This window comes from Microbacterium sp. GW821-FHT01D02, from assembly GCF_059422585.1.
This window is the reverse complement of the sequence record NZ_JBWKXB010000003.1, coordinates 430,500-446,033: the sequence shown is the minus strand read 5'-3', so window position 1 is coordinate 446,033 and position 15,534 is coordinate 430,500. Positions and strand designations below refer to the sequence as shown.

Here is a 15,534-nt window from a genome sequence, read left to right as displayed (position 1 = left end):
TCCTAGTCTTCCTTCCCAGAGGTGTTCGTCGTTCCGGTGCGCTGCAGGAGTGCGAGGAACATGGCGTCGGTGCCGTGACGGTGCGGCCAGAGCTGCGCGCTGCCCGAGCTCGATCGGCCCTCTTCCGCGAGATCGATCGGAGACACCGCGACGTCGGCGACGGCCTGACGTGCGTCGAGCTCCACGACGTCGGAGCGCCCGCGCAGCACCTCCTGCACGACGCCGGTGGTCTCGGCGAGATGGGGCGAGCAGGTGACGTAGGCGACGATGCCGCCCGGAGCCAGCGCCTCCAGCGCGGCCGAGAGCAGCTCGACCTGCAGCGGCACCAGCTCTGCGACGTCAGCCGGCGACTTCCGCCACCGCGCCTCGGGGCGGCGGCGGAGCGCCCCCAGTCCGGTGCACGGCGCATCGACCAGGATCCGATCGAACTCGCCGGGGCGGGCGGCGGCGAGCTCACGGCCGTCCTCCTCGTGCACGACGACCTCGCCCGGCACCGCCCGCAGAGCCTTGCGCACCAGGCGCGCGCGCACCGGCACGACCTCGTTGGCCTCCAGGGTGACGCCGTGCTCCCGGGCGACCGCTGCCAGGAGCGCCGTCTTCCCACCGGGACCGGCGCACAGATCGAGCCACCGCTCCCCCTCGGCGATCGGAGCCGCACCGGCCAGGGCGAGAGCGACGAGCTGCGAGCCCTCGTCCTGCACGCGGACGGTGCCGCCCGACGCCTCGACGGATCGACGCGGATCGCCACCGGGCGATGCGAAGGCCGTCGGCGCGTACGGGAGGTGCGGCTCGCCGGGCTCCGCGAGCCCCGGGAGCGCCACGAGGGTGACCTCCGGCGAGGCGTTGTCGGCTTCGAGGAGGGCATCGAGCTCGTCACCGCGCCCCTCCGCCGCCAGGGCCCGACGGAGCGCTCGGATCACCCACACCGGGTGGGCCGACCGCAGCGCCAGACGCTCGTCATCGGACCGCGCCTCCTCTTCGATGCGCTCCTGCCACGCCTCCCCCGAATCCCGGGTGATGCGACGGAGGACCGCATTCGCGAAGCTCGACGCGCCACGACCGGCCGCCGTGGCCACGAGGTTCACGGACTCGTTCACCGCGGCGTGGGAGGCCACCCGTGTCGCGAGGAGCTGATGGACGGCGAGTCGCAGGGCATCGAGCACGGCGGGATCGATGCTGTCGGCCGAGCGATCGGCTGCGGCGGCGATGATCGCGTCGTAGGTGCCGAGCCGACGCAGGGTGCCGTACGTGAGCTCGGTCGCGAGAGCCGCGTCCTGCGGACCGAGTCGTGCCTCGGCGATCGCCGTCGGGAGCACGAGGTTGGCGTAGGCATCGGTCTCCGACACCGCGCGCAGCACGTCGTACGCGACTCGCCTCGCGGGCTGCACCGTGCGTGTGGGCCCGCGCTGTCCCGCGCGGCTCCCGTCGCCCGAAGGCCGACCGGATGAGCGTCGACCGTGCGGCTGCGGCGACCGGCGGCCGCGTGCGTCGTCGCTCATGAGCCGGCCTGCAGCTCGTCGCCGCCGCGCTGTCCGCGCCACCAGTCGACCGCGTTCATCGCGCCCTTTCCGGCGGGCTGCACCCGCGTGACCGCCAGCGGCGTGGAGCCCGTGCCGATGTGCAAGGCCGACTTGGTACCGCGGAATCGCCCGGGCGCCAGCGGCTCCGCGTCTGCAGCAGGGGCGGCCTCCAGCACCTTGAAGGGCTGTCCGTCCACGGTGGTGTGCGCGCCCGGCTCCGGGGTCACGCCACGGAAGCGTGCGAACACGGTCTCGACGGGCTCGTGCCAGTCCAGCAGACCGTCAGCAAGCGTGAGCTTGGCCGCGAAGCTCGGCTCGCCCTCCTGCGGACGTGCCGTGGCTGTGCCGTCCGCGATCGCTGCGACGACCTCCGCGGTGAGCTCGGCACCATCCTGGGCGAGGACCTCGAGCGCCTCGCCGGCCGTCGCGGTCGCGGGGACCTCGATCTCCCGGAGCGCGAAGACGTCGCCGGCATCGAGTTCCGGAACGAGCTGGAACACGCTCGCCCCGAGCACCCGGTCGCCGGCGATCAGCGCGCGCTGCACGGGGGCGGCACCGCGCCAGGCCGGCAGCAGCGAGAAGTGCAGGTTGATCCATCCGGCCCTCGGCGCGGAGAGCAGCGGCTCGCGCACCAGTCCGCCGTAGGCGACGATGACCCCGAGGTCGACCTGGAGGGCGGAGATCTCGGCGGTCGCGGCGTCGTCGAGGCGCGCGGCCTTGATGACCGGGAGACCGAGCTCGACCGCCGCCTGAGCGACCGGAGAGGGCGTGAGCACACGCTTCCGTCCGAGCGGGGCATCGGGCCGCGTGACGCCCGCGGCGATCTCGTGGGAGGTCGCCAGACGGCGGAGGGTGGGCACGGCAGCAGCGGGTGTGCCGGCGAAGACGAGGCGCATGAAGGTTCTCCGGAAGGGTCAGAGCTCTGGTTCGAGGATATCGAGGCGGACGGAGAGCGTGCTCTTGGTGGCACGGCCCTTCCCCCGGCGGCCGCTCACGGCCTCGGCGACCACGGCGGCGCGCAGAGCGGTCGCCACCCGGGTGCCGGCGCCGTAGTCGAAGCGGACGAGGGCGCGCACGCGGGGCGGAATGTCGTCGGACTCCACGGGGACCGGACCCAGCACGGCATCGCCCGGCACGGCGAGCTCCGTGAGCGCGGCGAGGGCCCGGCCGACGGCGGGCACCGAGCCCTGGACCAGGGCCACACGGGTCGTCGGCGGCATGTGCAGGGGCGCCCTGCTCTCGAGCTCGGAGCGCGCGTGGCCGGCCTGATTCCACGTGGCCAGCGCCTTCGCCGCCGCACCGTTCACACCGACGAGGTGGATGGGCGCCCCGGGCGCCGCGAGAGCCGCGGCGTTCGACCACCAGCGCAGGCAGGACTCCGCGATGCGGAGGTCGGGCGCCTGGAGCATGCGGGGGCCGTCGAGCAGAACGACTGCGCGGTAGCCGCCGTCGGCGATCGGCTCGGCGCCGCGTGTCGCCACGACGAGTGCGGGTTTCGCGTCGACCCGCTCGACCGGGTGCGCGCTGTCCGCGACGATCACCCGCACGCCCGGGAACGCGCGTCCGAGCTCGTCGGCGGTGCGTTCGCTCCCGGACGAGGCGAGGCGCAGCTTCGTGGAGGAGCAGGCGGGGCACGTCCAGGCGCTCGCGCCACGACCGCACCATCCGCAGACGGGAACGGCACCGCGATGCCGCGCGCCCAGGGGGCCACCGCAGTGCGGACAGCGAGCCGGAGCGCGACACTCCGCACAGACGAGGGACGGGGAGAAACCGGGACGCGAGACCTGCACCAGCACCGGCCCCTCGGCCGCGGCGTTGCGTGCGGCGAGGAACGCGGAAGAGGGCATCCGCTGCGCGGTCGGCTGCTCCATCTCCTGCGGCGTGCTGAGGACGACGCGAGGGAGCACACGACGGACGGCGGTGATGTCCTGCAGCCAGCCGAGGACGACGAGCCGCTCCACATCGGTGGTGCGGGTGTGCCCGGCGAACACGAGCGCCGACCCCTCGAGCTCCCGCCGCACGAGCGCGGCGTCGCGGGCGTTGACGTAGGGGGCCAGCGGCTCGCCCAGCAGCGGATCGCCGTCGTCCCAGATCGCGACGAGACCGGCCACGACGGGCGCATAGACGGCGGATCGGTTGCCCACGACGATGCAGGGGGCGTCCTCGAGCGTGCGGAGGAACGCGCGATACCGGTCCGGGTTCGTCTGTCGCGAGTCGTGGCGTACGACCGCATCGGCGGGCACGAGCGTGTCGAGGGCCGCGAGCAGTCGATCGAGATCGCGATGGTCGGGCGCGATGAGGATCGACGACTTCCCGGCGGTGAGCATCCGCGCGGCCGCCGCGGCCAGCAGTCGCGCCCAGCCCTGGACGCCGTCGACGAGTTGAGGAACGGCTTCCACCGCCGCGCGGCCGCCCTCGTCGAGGACCGCACCGAGACCGTCGTAGAGCGCGACGGCCTCGTCCGCCACGGACTGCGCCTCGGGAGTCGGCGTCGCGGCCGGCGTATCGGCGGTCCACGCCTTCTCGACGCGCACCTGTCGCTTCGGGATCACGAGACGCAGCACGTCCGAGGCCGATCCCGCGGCGCGATCGGCGACGCGACGTGCGAGCGTATGCAGGCGCTCCGGCAGCACCGGGACCGGCGACACCACGCTCTCCACCTCGGAGAGCGGGCGGTCGGCGTCGTCCTCGGTGTCGATCTCGACGACATAGCCGTCGATCACGCGCCCGGCCGTGCGGAGGGGCACCCGGACGCGGACGCCCAGGGGGACATCGCCGAGCTCGGCGGGCAGCGCGTAGTCGAAGAGTCGATCGAGCTGCGGCAAGGGTGAGTCGAGGAGCACGCGCGCGATGCGCCGGCTCTCCGGAGGCATCAGGACCGCGGTCCCATCAGAGCCCGGCAGCGCGGCGCAGCTCTTCGGCGCGGTTCGTGCGCTCCCAGGTGAAGTCGGGGAGCTCGCGGCCGAAGTGACCGTAGGCCGCCGTCTGGGCGTAGATCGGGCGGAGCAGATCGAGCTGCTCGATGATGGCCTGCGGGCGCAGGTCGAACACGTCGGAGATCGCCCGCGTGATGACCTCGTCGGACACCTTGCCGGTGCCGAAGGTCTCGACGTACAGCCCGACGGGGCGCGCGACGCCGATCGCGTAGGCGACCTGCACCTCGAGGCGGTCGGCGAGGCCCGCGGCCACCGCGTTCTTCGCCACCCAGCGCGTCGCGTAGGCGCCGGAGCGGTCGACCTTCGACGGGTCCTTGCCGCTGAAGGCGCCGCCGCCATGACGCGCCGCTCCGCCGTAGGTGTCGATGATGATCTTGCGGCCGGTGAGGCCGGCATCCCCCTTGGGGCCGCCGGTGACGAACGGCCCAGCGGGGTTGATGTAGTAGGTGACGTCGTCGAGGTCGAGACCGGTCGTGGCCAGGATCGGGTCGATCACGTGCTCGCGGATCTGCGCCTTCAGCTCGTCCTGCGAGATGTCGGGGTGGTGCTGCGTCGACAGCACGACGGCATCGACCGTCTTCGGGGTGAAGCCGTCGTAGCCGAGCGTCACCTGGGTCTTGCCGTCGGGGCGCAGGAACGGCAGCACGCCGCTGCGGCGCACGGCCGTCAGCTGCTCGGCGATGCGGTGCGCGGTCCAGGCGGCCATCGGCATGAGCTGCGGGGTCTCGTTCGTCGCGAAGCCGAACATGATGCCCTGATCGCCCGCGCCGAGACCGTCGAGCGGGTCGATCGACGAGCCGTCGCGATGCTCCTGTGCACTGTCGACGCCGTGGGCGATGTCGGTCGACTGCTCGCCCACCGAGACGCTGACGCCGCAGGAGTCACCGTCGAAGCCGGTGTCGCTCGACGTGTAGCCGATGCCGTTGACGACCTGACGGACGATCGTCGGGATGTCGACGTAGGCTTCGGTCCGGATCTCGCCGGCGACGTGCACCAGTCCCGTGGTGACGAGGGTCTCGACCGCGACGCGGGAGCCCGGGTCCTTGGCGATGAGGCCGTCGAGGATGCTGTCCGAGATCTGGTCGCAGATCTTGTCCGGGTGCCCTTCGGTGACGGACTCGGACGTGAACAGACGCAGCGCGCTCATCGATTCTCCAGAACGGGACGGACGGTGGGAGGGTGTTGCACCCATTCTGGACCGCGCCTCCGACAGAAGGGAGGCGCGGTCTCGAATATCACTCTGCGTGACGCAGGCGGAGCTTGTCCTCGTTGATCTCGTGCAGCGCGATGGTGAGCGGCTTGTCCTCGACCGAGGAGTCCACGAGCGGGCCGACGTTGTCGAAGAGGTTTCCCTCGTGCAGGTCCGAGTAGTAGTCGTTGATCTGGCGCGCGCGCTTGGCGGCGTAGATCACGAGCTCGTACTTGGAGTCGACGCGGTCGAGCAGGTTGTCGATGGGGGGATCGATGATTCCGTTGTTGTGTCCGGCCATGGTGAGACCTCCTGATCAGGCGACGGGATCGTCGCGGAAAACGGTGCGAAAGGCGCGCGAAGACGCTCAGCGCGCAGAGCTTGAAGACAATTCTACGACCTCGTGGGCCGCAGTGGCGACGTCCTCGTTCACGATGAGGTGATCGAACTCGTTCTGGGCGGCCAGTTCGACCTTCGCGGTGCGCAGGCGACGGGCCCGCTCCTCCGCTCCCTCGGTGCCGCGGCCGACCAGGCGATGCACCAGTTCGTCCCAGCTCGGAGGCAGCAGGAAGATGAGCGTCGCGGCCGGCTCGGCGCGCCGCACCTGGCGCGCACCCTGCAGGTCGATCTCGAGGAGGACGGTCTTCCCCTCGGCGAGAGCCGCGTCGATCGGGGCGCGAGGGGTGCCGTAGCGCGACTTGTTGTGGACGACCGCGTACTCGAGGAGCTCGTCCTCGGCGATCAGCCGGTCGAACTCGGCGTCGTCGACGAAGTAGTAGTGCACACCGTCGACCTCGCCCGGACGCGGCGGCCGGGTGGTCGCCGACACCGACAGGTGGATCTCCGGGTTGTGCTCCCGGATGTGCGCGGCCACCGTGCCCTTGCCGACGGCGGTCGGGCCGGCGAGCACGAGCAGACGGCTGCGCGCGCCACGCGGAGACGGCACGGGGAACCGGGAGTCGAGCCATTCCTCCAGCACGCGGCGCTGACGGGCGCCGAGGCCTCCGAGTCGCTTCACCGGGGAGATCTGCAGCTCCTCCAACACGCGATCGCGCTTGCCGGCGCCGATCGCCGGGAGAGCCAGCAGGAAGTCGGTGATGCGCATCGACCCCTCGACCGAATCGGCATCCGCCGTCGCCCGGTGCAGCACCGCCTGGGGAGTCACCACCCGCATCGTGAGGTCGCGCTTGACGGAGGCCCTGGCACGGCGTCGCTCGACGGCGCGACGCGCGGCAGCGGCTCGGTCGACCTCGGGAACGGTCCTCTGCACGTCAGACACCGGCCACCTCGAGGTACTCGGAGGCGCGCGCGGAGATGGCCTCGGCCAGATCCGTGGGGCCGGCGGAGAGGATGCTGCGGCTCTCGCTCGCGATCACGGCGTCGGACATCGCACCGAAGCGCGTCCGGAGATCCGCGGGCGTCGCGCCCTGGGCGCCGAAGCCCGGGGCGAGGATCGGGGCGAGGGGCGCGAACGGCTCGATGCCGGCCGCGGCCCAGTCCACGGTCGCGCCGATGACGAAGCCGAAGCTCCCCCACTCCCCCGCGCGGGCGGCCGCGGCGTTGCGCTCCGAGACCTCCGCGACGATCGACGCGGACACGGTCGCGCCGGACGGGCTCTGGGACCGCTGGAGCCCCTCGGCCTCGGGGTTGCTGGTCGCGGCGAGCACGAACAGCCCCTTCCCGTGCTCCTGAACGAGGGCGAACGTCCCGGCCAGGGCGCCGACGCCGAGGAACGGGTTCACGGTCAGCGCGTCGGCCTCCAGAGGAGAGCCCGGCGTGAGCCAGGCGCGCGCGTAATCGTCCATCGTGGAGCCGATGTCGCCGCGCTTGGCGTCGGCGATCACGATCAGACCTGCTGCACGCGCCGCGGCGAGGACGTCTTCCAGCGCCGCGATGCCCTGCGACCCGAAGCGCTCGAAGAACGAGACCTGCGGCTTCACGATGCCGACGCGTCCGGTCGCCGCCTCGACGGTGCGGAGGCCGAACTCCCGGACGCCCTGCGCATCGTCGGCGAGCCCCCACGCGGCGAGCAGTGCCGCGTGGGGGTCGATGCCGACGCAGAGGGGTCCGCGCACGCTCAGCGCGGAGCGGACCCGCTCGCCGAAGCCTTCGCTCACAGTGCCGCCTTCCGGTCCAGCGCGTACTCCTGGAGGCTCTTCACCTGGAAGCCCTCGTGGGCGGCGTCCATCCCGCTCACGGCCGCGCCCAGCACGGCCATGGTCGTGAACAGGGCCTTGTCGGCGGCGACCGCCGCGGCACGGATCTCGTAGCCGTCGGCACGGGCCGCCCCACCGGACGGGGTGTTCACGACGATGTCGATCTCGCCCTCGTTGATGAGGTCCACGATGTTCTTCGCCCCGGACTCCTGCGTCGCGCTGTACTTCTCGACGACGGTCACCGCGATGCCGTTGCGCGAGAGGATCTCGGCGGTGCCCTCGGTCGCGACGATCGTGAAGCCGAGCTGCTGCAGGCGGTGCGCCGGAAGGATCACGGCACGCTTGTCCGAGTCGGCGACCGAGATGAACACGGTTCCCGAGGTCGGCATGCCGCCGTACGCCGCGGCCTGGCTCTTGGCGAAGGCGGTCGGGAAGTCGCGGTCGATGCCCATGACCTCACCGGTGGAGCGCATCTCCGGGCCGAGGACGGAGTCGACCGTCTTGCCGTCCGCGGTGCGGAAGCGCTTGAACGGGAGCACGGCCTCCTTGACCGAGACCGGGGCGTCGAGCGGAACCCGCGAGCCGTCCTGCTCGGGCAGCATGCCCTCGGCGCGGAGCTCAGCGATCGTGGAACCGGTCATGACGCGGCTCGCGGCCTTGGCCATCGGGATCCCCAGCGCCTTCGACACGAACGGGACCGTGCGGCTGGCGCGGGGGTTGGCCTCGATGACGTAGAGCACACCGGCGCTGATGGCGAACTGCACGTTCAGCAGTCCGCGCACGCCGACGCCCTTCGCGATGGCGAGGGTGGCCTCGCGCACACGGTCGACGTCGGTGCGGCCCAGCGAGACCGGCGGCAGGGTGCAGCTGGAGTCACCGGAGTGGATGCCGGCCTCCTCCAGGTGCTCCATGACGCCGCCGATGTACAGGTCCGTGCCGTCGAAGAGCGCGTCCACGTCGAGCTCGATCGCATCGTCGAGGAAGCGGTCCACGAGGAGCGGCTTGCCCTCCTCGATGACGACCTCGCCCGCGGTGCGCACGAAGTAGTCGCGCAGCGAGGCGGTGTCGTAGACGATCTCCATGCCGCGGCCGCCGAGGACGAAGCTCGGGCGCACCAGCACCGGGTAGCCGATCTCCTCGGCGATGCGCACGGCGCCCTCGACGTCGATCGCGGTGCCGTTGCGCGGTGCCACGAGACCCGCCTCGTCGAGCAGGCGCGAGAAGAGCTCACGCTCCTCCGCCAGGTCGATCGCCTCGGGGCTGGTGCCGAGCACGGTGTAGCCCGCGGCCTCGATGCCCTTCGCGAGACCGAGCGGGGTCTGTCCGCCGAGCTGGCAGACGACGCCGAGGATGGTGCCGCTCGCCGCCTCTGCGTCGAGCACCTCCAGCACGTCTTCGAGCGTCAGCGGCTCGAAGTACAGGCGGTCGGAGGTGTCGTAGTCGGTCGAGACCGTCTCGGGGTTGCAGTTGACCATGACGGTCTCGAAGCCGGCGTCCGACAGCGCGAACGAGGCGTGCACGCACGAGTAGTCGAACTCGACGCCCTGACCGATGCGGTTCGGGCCCGAGCCGATGATGACGACCTTGGTCCGCTCGGACGGCGCCACCTCGGTCTCGAAGTCGTAGCTCGAGTAGTGGTACGGCGTCAGAGCCGGGAACTCGCCGGCGCAGGTGTCGACCGTCTTGTAGACCGGGCGGATGCCGAGCCCGTGGCGCACGCCGCGGACCTCGGCCTCGGTGATGCCGCGGAGCTCGGCGAGCTGCGCATCCGAGAAGCCGTGCTCCTTGGCGTAGCGGAGAGTCGCGGCATCCAGCTCGGGGGCCGTGCGCACGATCTCGGCGACCTCGTTGATCAAGACCATCTGGTCGAGGAACCACGGGTCGATCGCGGTCGCGTCGAACGCCTGCTCGACGGTCGCGCCCTTGCGCAGCGCCTGCTGCAGCGTGACGATGCGGCCGTCGGTCGGGATCTTCGATATCTCGAGCAGCTCCTCCACCGAGCGCTCCTCCACGCCCCAGTGGAAGCTCGACCCGCGCTTCTCCAGCGAGCGGAGCGCCTTCTGCAGCGCGGTCGCGTAGTTGCGGCCGATGGCCATCGCCTCGCCGACCGACTTCATGGTCGTGGTGAGGGTCGCATCGGCGGCCGGGAACTTCTCGAACGCGAAGCGCGGGACCTTGACGACCACGTAGTCGAGCGTCGGCTCGAAGCTGGCGGGGGTCACGCCCGTGATGTCGTTCGGGATCTCGTCGAGGCGGTAGCCGAGCGCGAGCTTGGCCGCGAGCTTGGCGATCGGGAAGCCGGTGGCCTTCGAGGCGAGCGCACTGGAGCGCGACACACGCGGGTTCATCTCGATCACGATGATGCGGCCGTTGGACGGGTCCACCGCGAACTGGATGTTGCAGCCACCGGTGTCGACGCCGACGGCGCGGATGATGTCGATGCCGATGTCGCGCATCTTCTGGTACTCGCGGTCCGTGAGCGTGAGGGCGGGAGCCACCGTGATCGAGTCGCCGGTGTGTACACCGACCGGATCGACGTTCTCGATGGAGCAGACGACGACCGTGTTGTCGGCGGTGTCGCGCATGAGCTCGAGCTCGTACTCCTTCCAGCCGAGGATGGACTCCTCCAGGAGCACCTCGGTGGTGGGCGAGTCGCGCAGACCCGCGCCGGCGATGCGGCGGAGGTCTTCCTCGTCGTAGGCGAAGCCGGAACCCAGGCCGCCCATCGTGAAGCTCGGGCGGACCACCAGCGGGTAGCCGAGCTCGCCGGCGGCGGCCAGCACCTCGTCCATCGTGTGCGCGATGCGGGAGTCCGCCACGTCGGCACCGGCGTCGAGGACCAGCTGCTTGAAGATCTGACGGTCTTCGCCCTTGTTGATCGCCTCGAAGTTGGCGCCGATCAGCTCGACGCCGTACTTCTCGAGGATGCCGTGGTTGTGCAGCTCGATCGCGGCGTTCAGCGCCGTCTGACCGCCGAGGGTCGGGAGGATCGCGTCGGGGCGCTCCTTGGCGATGATCGTCTCGATGACCTGCCACGTGATCGGCTCGATGTACGTCGCGTCGGCGAAGTCGGGGTCGGTCATGATGGTGGCAGGGTTGGAGTTGACCAGGATGACCCGGACGCCCTCCTCGCGGAGCACGCGGCACGCCTGGGTGCCGGAGTAGTCGAACTCGCAGGCCTGGCCGATGACGATCGGGCCGGAGCCGATGACGAGGACGGAGTTGATGTCGTCGCGCTTGGGCATTACTTGGCGTCCTTCTTGCTCGCGATGACCAGGTCGCGGAAACGGTCGAAGAGGTAGTTGGCGTCGTGCGGTCCCGCTGCCGCCTCGGGGTGGTACTGCACCGAGAAGGCGGGGATGTCGAGGGCGCGCAGGCCCTCCACGACGTTGTCGTTGAGGCCGACGTGGCTGACCTCGACCTTGCCGTAGCCGTTCGGGCTGTCGAAGGTGCCCTCGATCGGCGCCTCGACCGCGAAGCCGTGGTTGTGGGCCGTGATCTCGACCTTGCCGGTCTCCTTGTCGAGGACCGGCTGGTTGATGCCACGGTGGCCGAAGGGCAGCTTGTAGGTGCCGAGTCCCAGGGCGCGACCGAGCAGCTGGTTGCCGAAGCAGATGCCGAAGAACGGCAGCCCGTCGTCGAGCACCGAGCGCAGTAGCTCGACGTGGTCGCCCGAGGCCGCGGGGTCGCCGGGGCCGTTCGAGTAGAAGACCGCGACCGGATCGATCGCGCGGATCTCCTCGATCGTCACGCTCTGCGGGAGCACGTGCACCTCGAAGCCGCGCGCGGCGAGGTTGTCGATCGTCGCCTGCTTCACACCGAGGTCCAGCACGGCGAGGTTGCCGATCCGCTCCCCCATCGCGGTCGTCACCGTGGCGACGTCGACCGAGACCTCGGCGGACAGGTTGCGTCCTGCCATCTCGGGCGCCTCGCGGACGATGCGCACCTGCTCCTCGGGGTCGAGTGCGGCGTCCGCACCCGAGAAGATGCCGCCGCGCATGGAGCCGGCCGAACGGATGTGGCGGGTGATCGATCGGGTGTCGATGCCGCTGATGCCGACGACGCCGTCCTCGACGAGCACGTCGTCGAGCGAGGCGTTCGCGCGCCAGTTCGACACGACGCGCGAGGGGTCGCGCACGATGTAGCCGGCGACCCAGATGCGGCGGGACTCCGCGTCCTCGTCGTTCATGCCGGTGTTGCCGATGTGCGGAGCGGTCTGCAGCACGATCTGGCCGGCGTACGAGGGGTCGGTGATCGTCTCCTGGTAGCCGGACATGCCGGTGGCGAAGACGACCTCGCCGAGGGTGCGGCCGCGGGCGCCGTAGGCGCGTCCGAGGTGGCGGGTGCCGTCCTCCAGGACGAGCACGGCGGGATCGGGGAGCTGGGCCGCGGGGGCCTGCCCGGAGGTTGTCGAGAGGGTCATGACGTTGCTCCTGTGTCGGGGGCGGCGGGGACGAGCCGCTGCAGGTCGGAGATGAGGTTCTGGGGGTCGCCGGTGGCGAGGCGCAGGTAGCTGTCGACGATGGTGTCGTCGTCGATGTGCCACGCGATGCGCACGAGGCCGCCGGGCTCCACGACGCGGTCGATCGTGACCGTGGCGCGGTCGACGGAGACGATCCGGTCGGTCGCGAGGAAGACCGTCGGCGTGCCGTCGAGGCAGAGGGCGATGCCGCGATCCGTGACGGCGATCTCGCCGCGCGCCCGGTACGCGAGAGGCGACACCGCGAGGCGCTCGAGCGGCTGTCCGTGTCGTGTCGTGGACACGTACAGCACCTCGTCGCGACGGGTGACCTCCGCGTGCTCCGGAACGCCCAGCGGGGCCGTGTACACGGAGTCGCGGCGGATTCGTCGTCGCCAGGCGAGGAGCATGACCAGGAGCACCAGGAGGGCGACCGCGATGGTGATCGCGACGGCCAGATCCCGAGCGCTCATGCGCCGAGCTCCGCGACGACGCTGCCGCCGTCGACCGTGAGGACGCCGCCGTGGAGCGTGTACTCCACCCGTCCGGGAAGGGCCCGGCCGAGGTACGGCGAGTTCACGCTGCGACCGTGGAGGTCGGCCTCGGTGAAGACTCCGTCGACGGAGGCGTCGTAGAGCGTGATCTGCGCGGGCTGCCCGACCTCGAGCGGAGTGCCGTGCCCCGCGAGGCGACCGATCCGCGCCGGCGTCGAGCTCATGACCCGCGCCACGTCCGACCAGCCGATGAGTCCGGTCTGCACCATCGACTGGTGCACCACGCGCAGCGCGCTCTCGAGACCCACCATGCCGTTCGCGGCCGCCTGCCACTCGCAGGCCTTGTGCTCGCTCGGGTGCGGAGCGTGGTCGGTCGCGACGATGTCGATCGTGCCGTCCGCGAGGCCTTCGCGCACCGCGAGGACATCCTCTTCGCGGCGCAGCGGCGGGTTCACCTTGTAGCGCGCGTCGTAGCCGCGGACGAGCTCGTCGGTCAGCAGCAGGTGGTGCGGGGTGACCTCGGCGGTGACGTTGATCCCCCGCTTCTTGGCCCAGCGGATGATGTCCACCGAACCCGCGGTCGAGAGGTGGCACACGTGCAGCCGCGAGCCGACGTGCTCGGCGAGCAGGACGTCGCGGGCGATGATCGACTCCTCGGCGACGGCGGGCCAGCCGGCGAGGCCGAGCTCCGCCGAGACCGTGCCCTCGTTCATCTGCGCCCCCTCGGTGAGGCGGGGGTCCTGCGCATGCTGAGCGATGACGCCGTCGAAGGACTTCACGTATTCGAGTGCGCGACGCATGATGAGCGGGTCGAACACGCAGAATCCGTCGTCGCTGAAGACGCGCACCTGTGCGCGCGAGGTCGCCATCGCACCCAGTTCGGCGAGGCGTTCGCCCTTCTGGCCGACGGTGACGGCTCCGATGGGCTGCACCGTGGCGTAGCCCGCGGCCTCGCCGAGGGCGAGCTCCTGCTCCACCACGCCGGCGGTATCGGCGACCGGCGACGTGTTGGGCATCGCGAAGACGGCGGTGAAACCGCCGGCGGCCGCAGCCCTCGTCCCGGTGAGGATCGACTCGGAGGCCTCATAGCCGGGCTCGCGCAGATGCGTGTGGAGGTCGACAAGGCCCGGCAGCGCGACGAGTCCCGCCGCGTCGATGACCCGGGCGCCGGAGCGGTGCAGTCCGCTGCCGATCTCGGCGATCCGGCCGTCCTCGATGATGATGTCGGCGCTCTCCGCGCCGAGCAGCTGTGCACCGGTGATGACGAGGGTCTCGTTCACAGGTCTCCCCCTCGTTCGTCGTCTCGTTCCCCTGCCAGCAGCAGGTACAGCACCGCCATGCGGACGGACACCCCGTTCGTGACCTGTTCCAGCACCGTCGAGCGGGGGGAATCGGCTGCTTCCGAGGAGATCTCCAGTCCCCGGTTCATGGGTCCGGGGTGCATCACAATGCTACCGCTCGGAAGAGCGGCCACACGCCGTGCGTCCAGGCCCCAGCGACGGGAATACTCCCGCTCAGTCGGGAAATACGCCGCATTCATCCGTTCCAGCTGGATGCGCAGCATCATCACCGCGTCCGGCTCGTCCGCCAGCGCCTGATCCAGGTCGTAGACGACACGGACCGGCCACAGCGAGACGTTCTGCGGCACCAGCGTCGGCGGAGACACGAGAGTGACCTCCGCGCCGAGCGTGGTGAGCAGCCACACGTTCGAGCGGGCGACCCGCGAATGCAGGACGTCGCCGACGATCACGACGCGCAGACCGCTCAGGTCCCGGCCGCGGCTGTCGGCGCCGAAACGACGCTTGCGGATCGTGAACGCGTCGAGCAGAGCCTGCGTCGGGTGCTCGTGCGTGCCGTCCCCGGCGTTCACGACCCCGGCGGAGATCCAGCCGCTCGTCGCCAGGGTCTGCGGCGCACCGGAGCCCGGATGACGGACCACGACCGCGTCGGCGCCGATGGCCTCGAGGGTCTGGGCGGTGTCCTTGAGGCTCTCGCCCTTCGAGACGCTGGAGCCCTTCGCGGCGAAGTTGATCACATCGGCGGACAGGCGCTTGGCCGCGGCCTCGAAGGAGATGCGGGTTCGGGTCGAGTCCTCGAAGAAGAGGTTCACGACGGTCTTGCCGCGCAGCGTCGGGAGCTTCTTGACCTCCCGGGACTGCGTGTCGGACATGTCCTCCGCGACGTCGAGGATGCGCAGCGCGGTGGCGCGGTCGAGCGTGCGGGTGTCGAGGAGGTGTCTCATTCGCCGATCGTCACCTCCTCGGCCCCGTCGTTCTCGAAGAGGCGTACGTTGACCCGCTCGGTGCGGGCGGAGGGGATGTTCTTGCCGATGAAGTCCGGACGGATCGGGAGCTCGCGGTGGCCGCGGTCGACGAGGATGGCGAGGCGTACGACGGCCGGGCGGCCGATCGACTGGATCGCGTCGAGCGCCGCGCGGATGCTGCGCCCGGAGAAGAGCACGTCGTCGACGAGCACGACGGTCTTGCCGTCGATGCCGCCGACCGGGATCTCGGTGGGCTGCGGAGAGCGGGTCGGGTGCTTGGCGAGGTCATCGCGGAAGAGCGTGACGTCGAGCGAGCCGACCGGGACGGACTGCTGGGCGATCTCGCTGATCAGCAGGCCGAGGCGATGGGCGAGAGTGACGCCGCGGGTCGGGATGCCCAGCAGGACGAGATTCTCGGCCCCTCGATTGGACTCGAGGATCTCGTGCGCGATTCGGGTCAACGCTCGTGAGATGTCGGCTTCGTGCAGCACAGTGCGCATGCTCATCGGCCGCTCCC

Annotated in this window: 13 protein-coding genes; all 13 read right to left on the bottom strand. The window is 70.9% G+C overall.

The features are described 5' to 3' along the window. Positions 1-2 precede the first annotated feature (2 nt). Positions 3-1,499, bottom strand: coding sequence for an RsmB/NOP family class I SAM-dependent RNA methyltransferase (locus AC07VM_RS15665; protein WP_494912132.1), 1,497 nt, complete (start codon positions 1,497-1,499; stop codon positions 3-5). After that, complete coding sequence (gene fmt / locus AC07VM_RS15660) at positions 1,496-2,416, bottom strand: methionyl-tRNA formyltransferase (protein ID WP_494912130.1); 921 nt, start codon at positions 2,414-2,416, stop codon at positions 1,496-1,498. Before fmt ends, AC07VM_RS15665 begins: the two co-directional genes overlap by 4 nt. 18 nt (positions 2,417-2,434) lie before the next feature. Continuing rightward, entirely contained in the window at positions 2,435-4,393 is a 1,959-nt protein-coding gene (locus AC07VM_RS15655; protein WP_494912129.1) for a primosomal protein N' family DNA-binding protein, read from the bottom strand. Positions 4,394-4,409: 16 nt separating this feature from the next. Then, positions 4,410-5,603 carry a methionine adenosyltransferase gene (gene metK, locus AC07VM_RS15650; RefSeq protein WP_494912128.1) on the bottom strand — a complete coding sequence of 398 codons (1,194 nt, stop codon included), beginning with the start codon at positions 5,601-5,603 and terminating at the stop codon, positions 4,410-4,412. Between the two features lie 88 nt (positions 5,604-5,691). Next, positions 5,692-5,946, bottom strand: a complete 255-nt coding sequence (gene rpoZ / locus AC07VM_RS15645; protein ID WP_017204385.1) for a DNA-directed RNA polymerase subunit omega — start codon at positions 5,944-5,946, stop codon at positions 5,692-5,694. A gap of 66 nt (positions 5,947-6,012) precedes the next feature. After that, positions 6,013-6,924 carry a guanylate kinase gene (gene gmk, locus AC07VM_RS15640; RefSeq protein WP_494912127.1) on the bottom strand — a complete coding sequence of 304 codons (912 nt, stop codon included), beginning with the start codon at positions 6,922-6,924 and terminating at the stop codon, positions 6,013-6,015. Then, complete coding sequence (gene pyrF / locus AC07VM_RS15635; protein WP_494912125.1) at positions 6,917-7,762, bottom strand: orotidine-5'-phosphate decarboxylase; 846 nt, start codon at positions 7,760-7,762, stop codon at positions 6,917-6,919. Before pyrF ends, gmk begins: the two co-directional genes overlap by 8 nt. After that, positions 7,759-11,046: a carbamoyl-phosphate synthase large subunit gene (gene carB, locus AC07VM_RS15630; RefSeq protein WP_494912123.1), complete on the bottom strand. Its 3,288-nt coding sequence runs from the start codon at positions 11,044-11,046 to the stop codon at positions 7,759-7,761. Before carB ends, pyrF begins: the two co-directional genes overlap by 4 nt. Continuing rightward, positions 11,046-12,224: a glutamine-hydrolyzing carbamoyl-phosphate synthase small subunit gene (gene carA, locus AC07VM_RS15625; RefSeq protein WP_267414544.1), complete on the bottom strand. Its 1,179-nt coding sequence runs from the start codon at positions 12,222-12,224 to the stop codon at positions 11,046-11,048. The genes carB and carA overlap by 1 nt, the downstream gene beginning before the upstream one ends. After that, entirely contained in the window at positions 12,221-12,733 is a 513-nt protein-coding gene (locus AC07VM_RS15620) for a PH-like domain-containing protein (protein ID WP_494912121.1), read from the bottom strand. The genes carA and AC07VM_RS15620 overlap by 4 nt, the downstream gene beginning before the upstream one ends. Continuing rightward, positions 12,730-14,034 carry a dihydroorotase gene (locus AC07VM_RS15615; protein ID WP_494912119.1) on the bottom strand — a complete coding sequence of 435 codons (1,305 nt, stop codon included), beginning with the start codon at positions 14,032-14,034 and terminating at the stop codon, positions 12,730-12,732. The genes AC07VM_RS15620 and AC07VM_RS15615 overlap by 4 nt, the downstream gene beginning before the upstream one ends. Continuing rightward, positions 14,031-14,996, bottom strand: coding sequence for an aspartate carbamoyltransferase catalytic subunit (locus AC07VM_RS15610; RefSeq protein WP_267414550.1), 966 nt, complete (start codon positions 14,994-14,996; stop codon positions 14,031-14,033). The genes AC07VM_RS15615 and AC07VM_RS15610 overlap by 4 nt, the downstream gene beginning before the upstream one ends. Further along, positions 14,993-15,523, bottom strand: coding sequence for a bifunctional pyr operon transcriptional regulator/uracil phosphoribosyltransferase PyrR (pyrR, locus tag AC07VM_RS15605; protein ID WP_267414552.1), 531 nt, complete (start codon positions 15,521-15,523; stop codon positions 14,993-14,995). The genes AC07VM_RS15610 and pyrR overlap by 4 nt, the downstream gene beginning before the upstream one ends. Between the last annotated feature and the right edge of the window lie 11 nt (positions 15,524-15,534).

Bases quoted from the DNA above. Each gene is read 5' to 3' on its own strand.
- AC07VM_RS15665 (WP_494912132.1), bottom strand. From the start codon at position 1,499: ATGAGCGACGACGCACGCGGCCGCCGGTCGCCGCAGCCGCACGGTCGA.
- fmt (WP_494912130.1), bottom strand. From the start codon at position 2,416: ATGCGCCTCGTCTTCGCCGGCACACCCGCTGCTGCCGTGCCCACCCTC.
- AC07VM_RS15655 (WP_494912129.1), bottom strand. From the start codon at position 4,393: ATGCCTCCGGAGAGCCGGCGCATCGCGCGCGTGCTCCTCGACTCACCC.
- metK (WP_494912128.1), bottom strand. From the start codon at position 5,603: ATGAGCGCGCTGCGTCTGTTCACGTCCGAGTCCGTCACCGAAGGGCAC.
- rpoZ (WP_017204385.1), bottom strand. From the start codon at position 5,946: ATGGCCGGACACAACAACGGAATCATCGATCCCCCCATCGACAACCTG.
- carB (WP_494912123.1), bottom strand. From the start codon at position 11,046: ATGCCCAAGCGCGACGACATCAACTCCGTCCTCGTCATCGGCTCCGGC.
- carA (WP_267414544.1), bottom strand. From the start codon at position 12,224: ATGACCCTCTCGACAACCTCCGGGCAGGCCCCCGCGGCCCAGCTCCCC.
- AC07VM_RS15620 (WP_494912121.1), bottom strand. From the start codon at position 12,733: ATGAGCGCTCGGGATCTGGCCGTCGCGATCACCATCGCGGTCGCCCTC.
- AC07VM_RS15610 (WP_267414550.1), bottom strand. From the start codon at position 14,996: ATGAGACACCTCCTCGACACCCGCACGCTCGACCGCGCCACCGCGCTG.
- pyrR (WP_267414552.1), bottom strand. From the start codon at position 15,523: ATGAGCATGCGCACTGTGCTGCACGAAGCCGACATCTCACGAGCGTTG.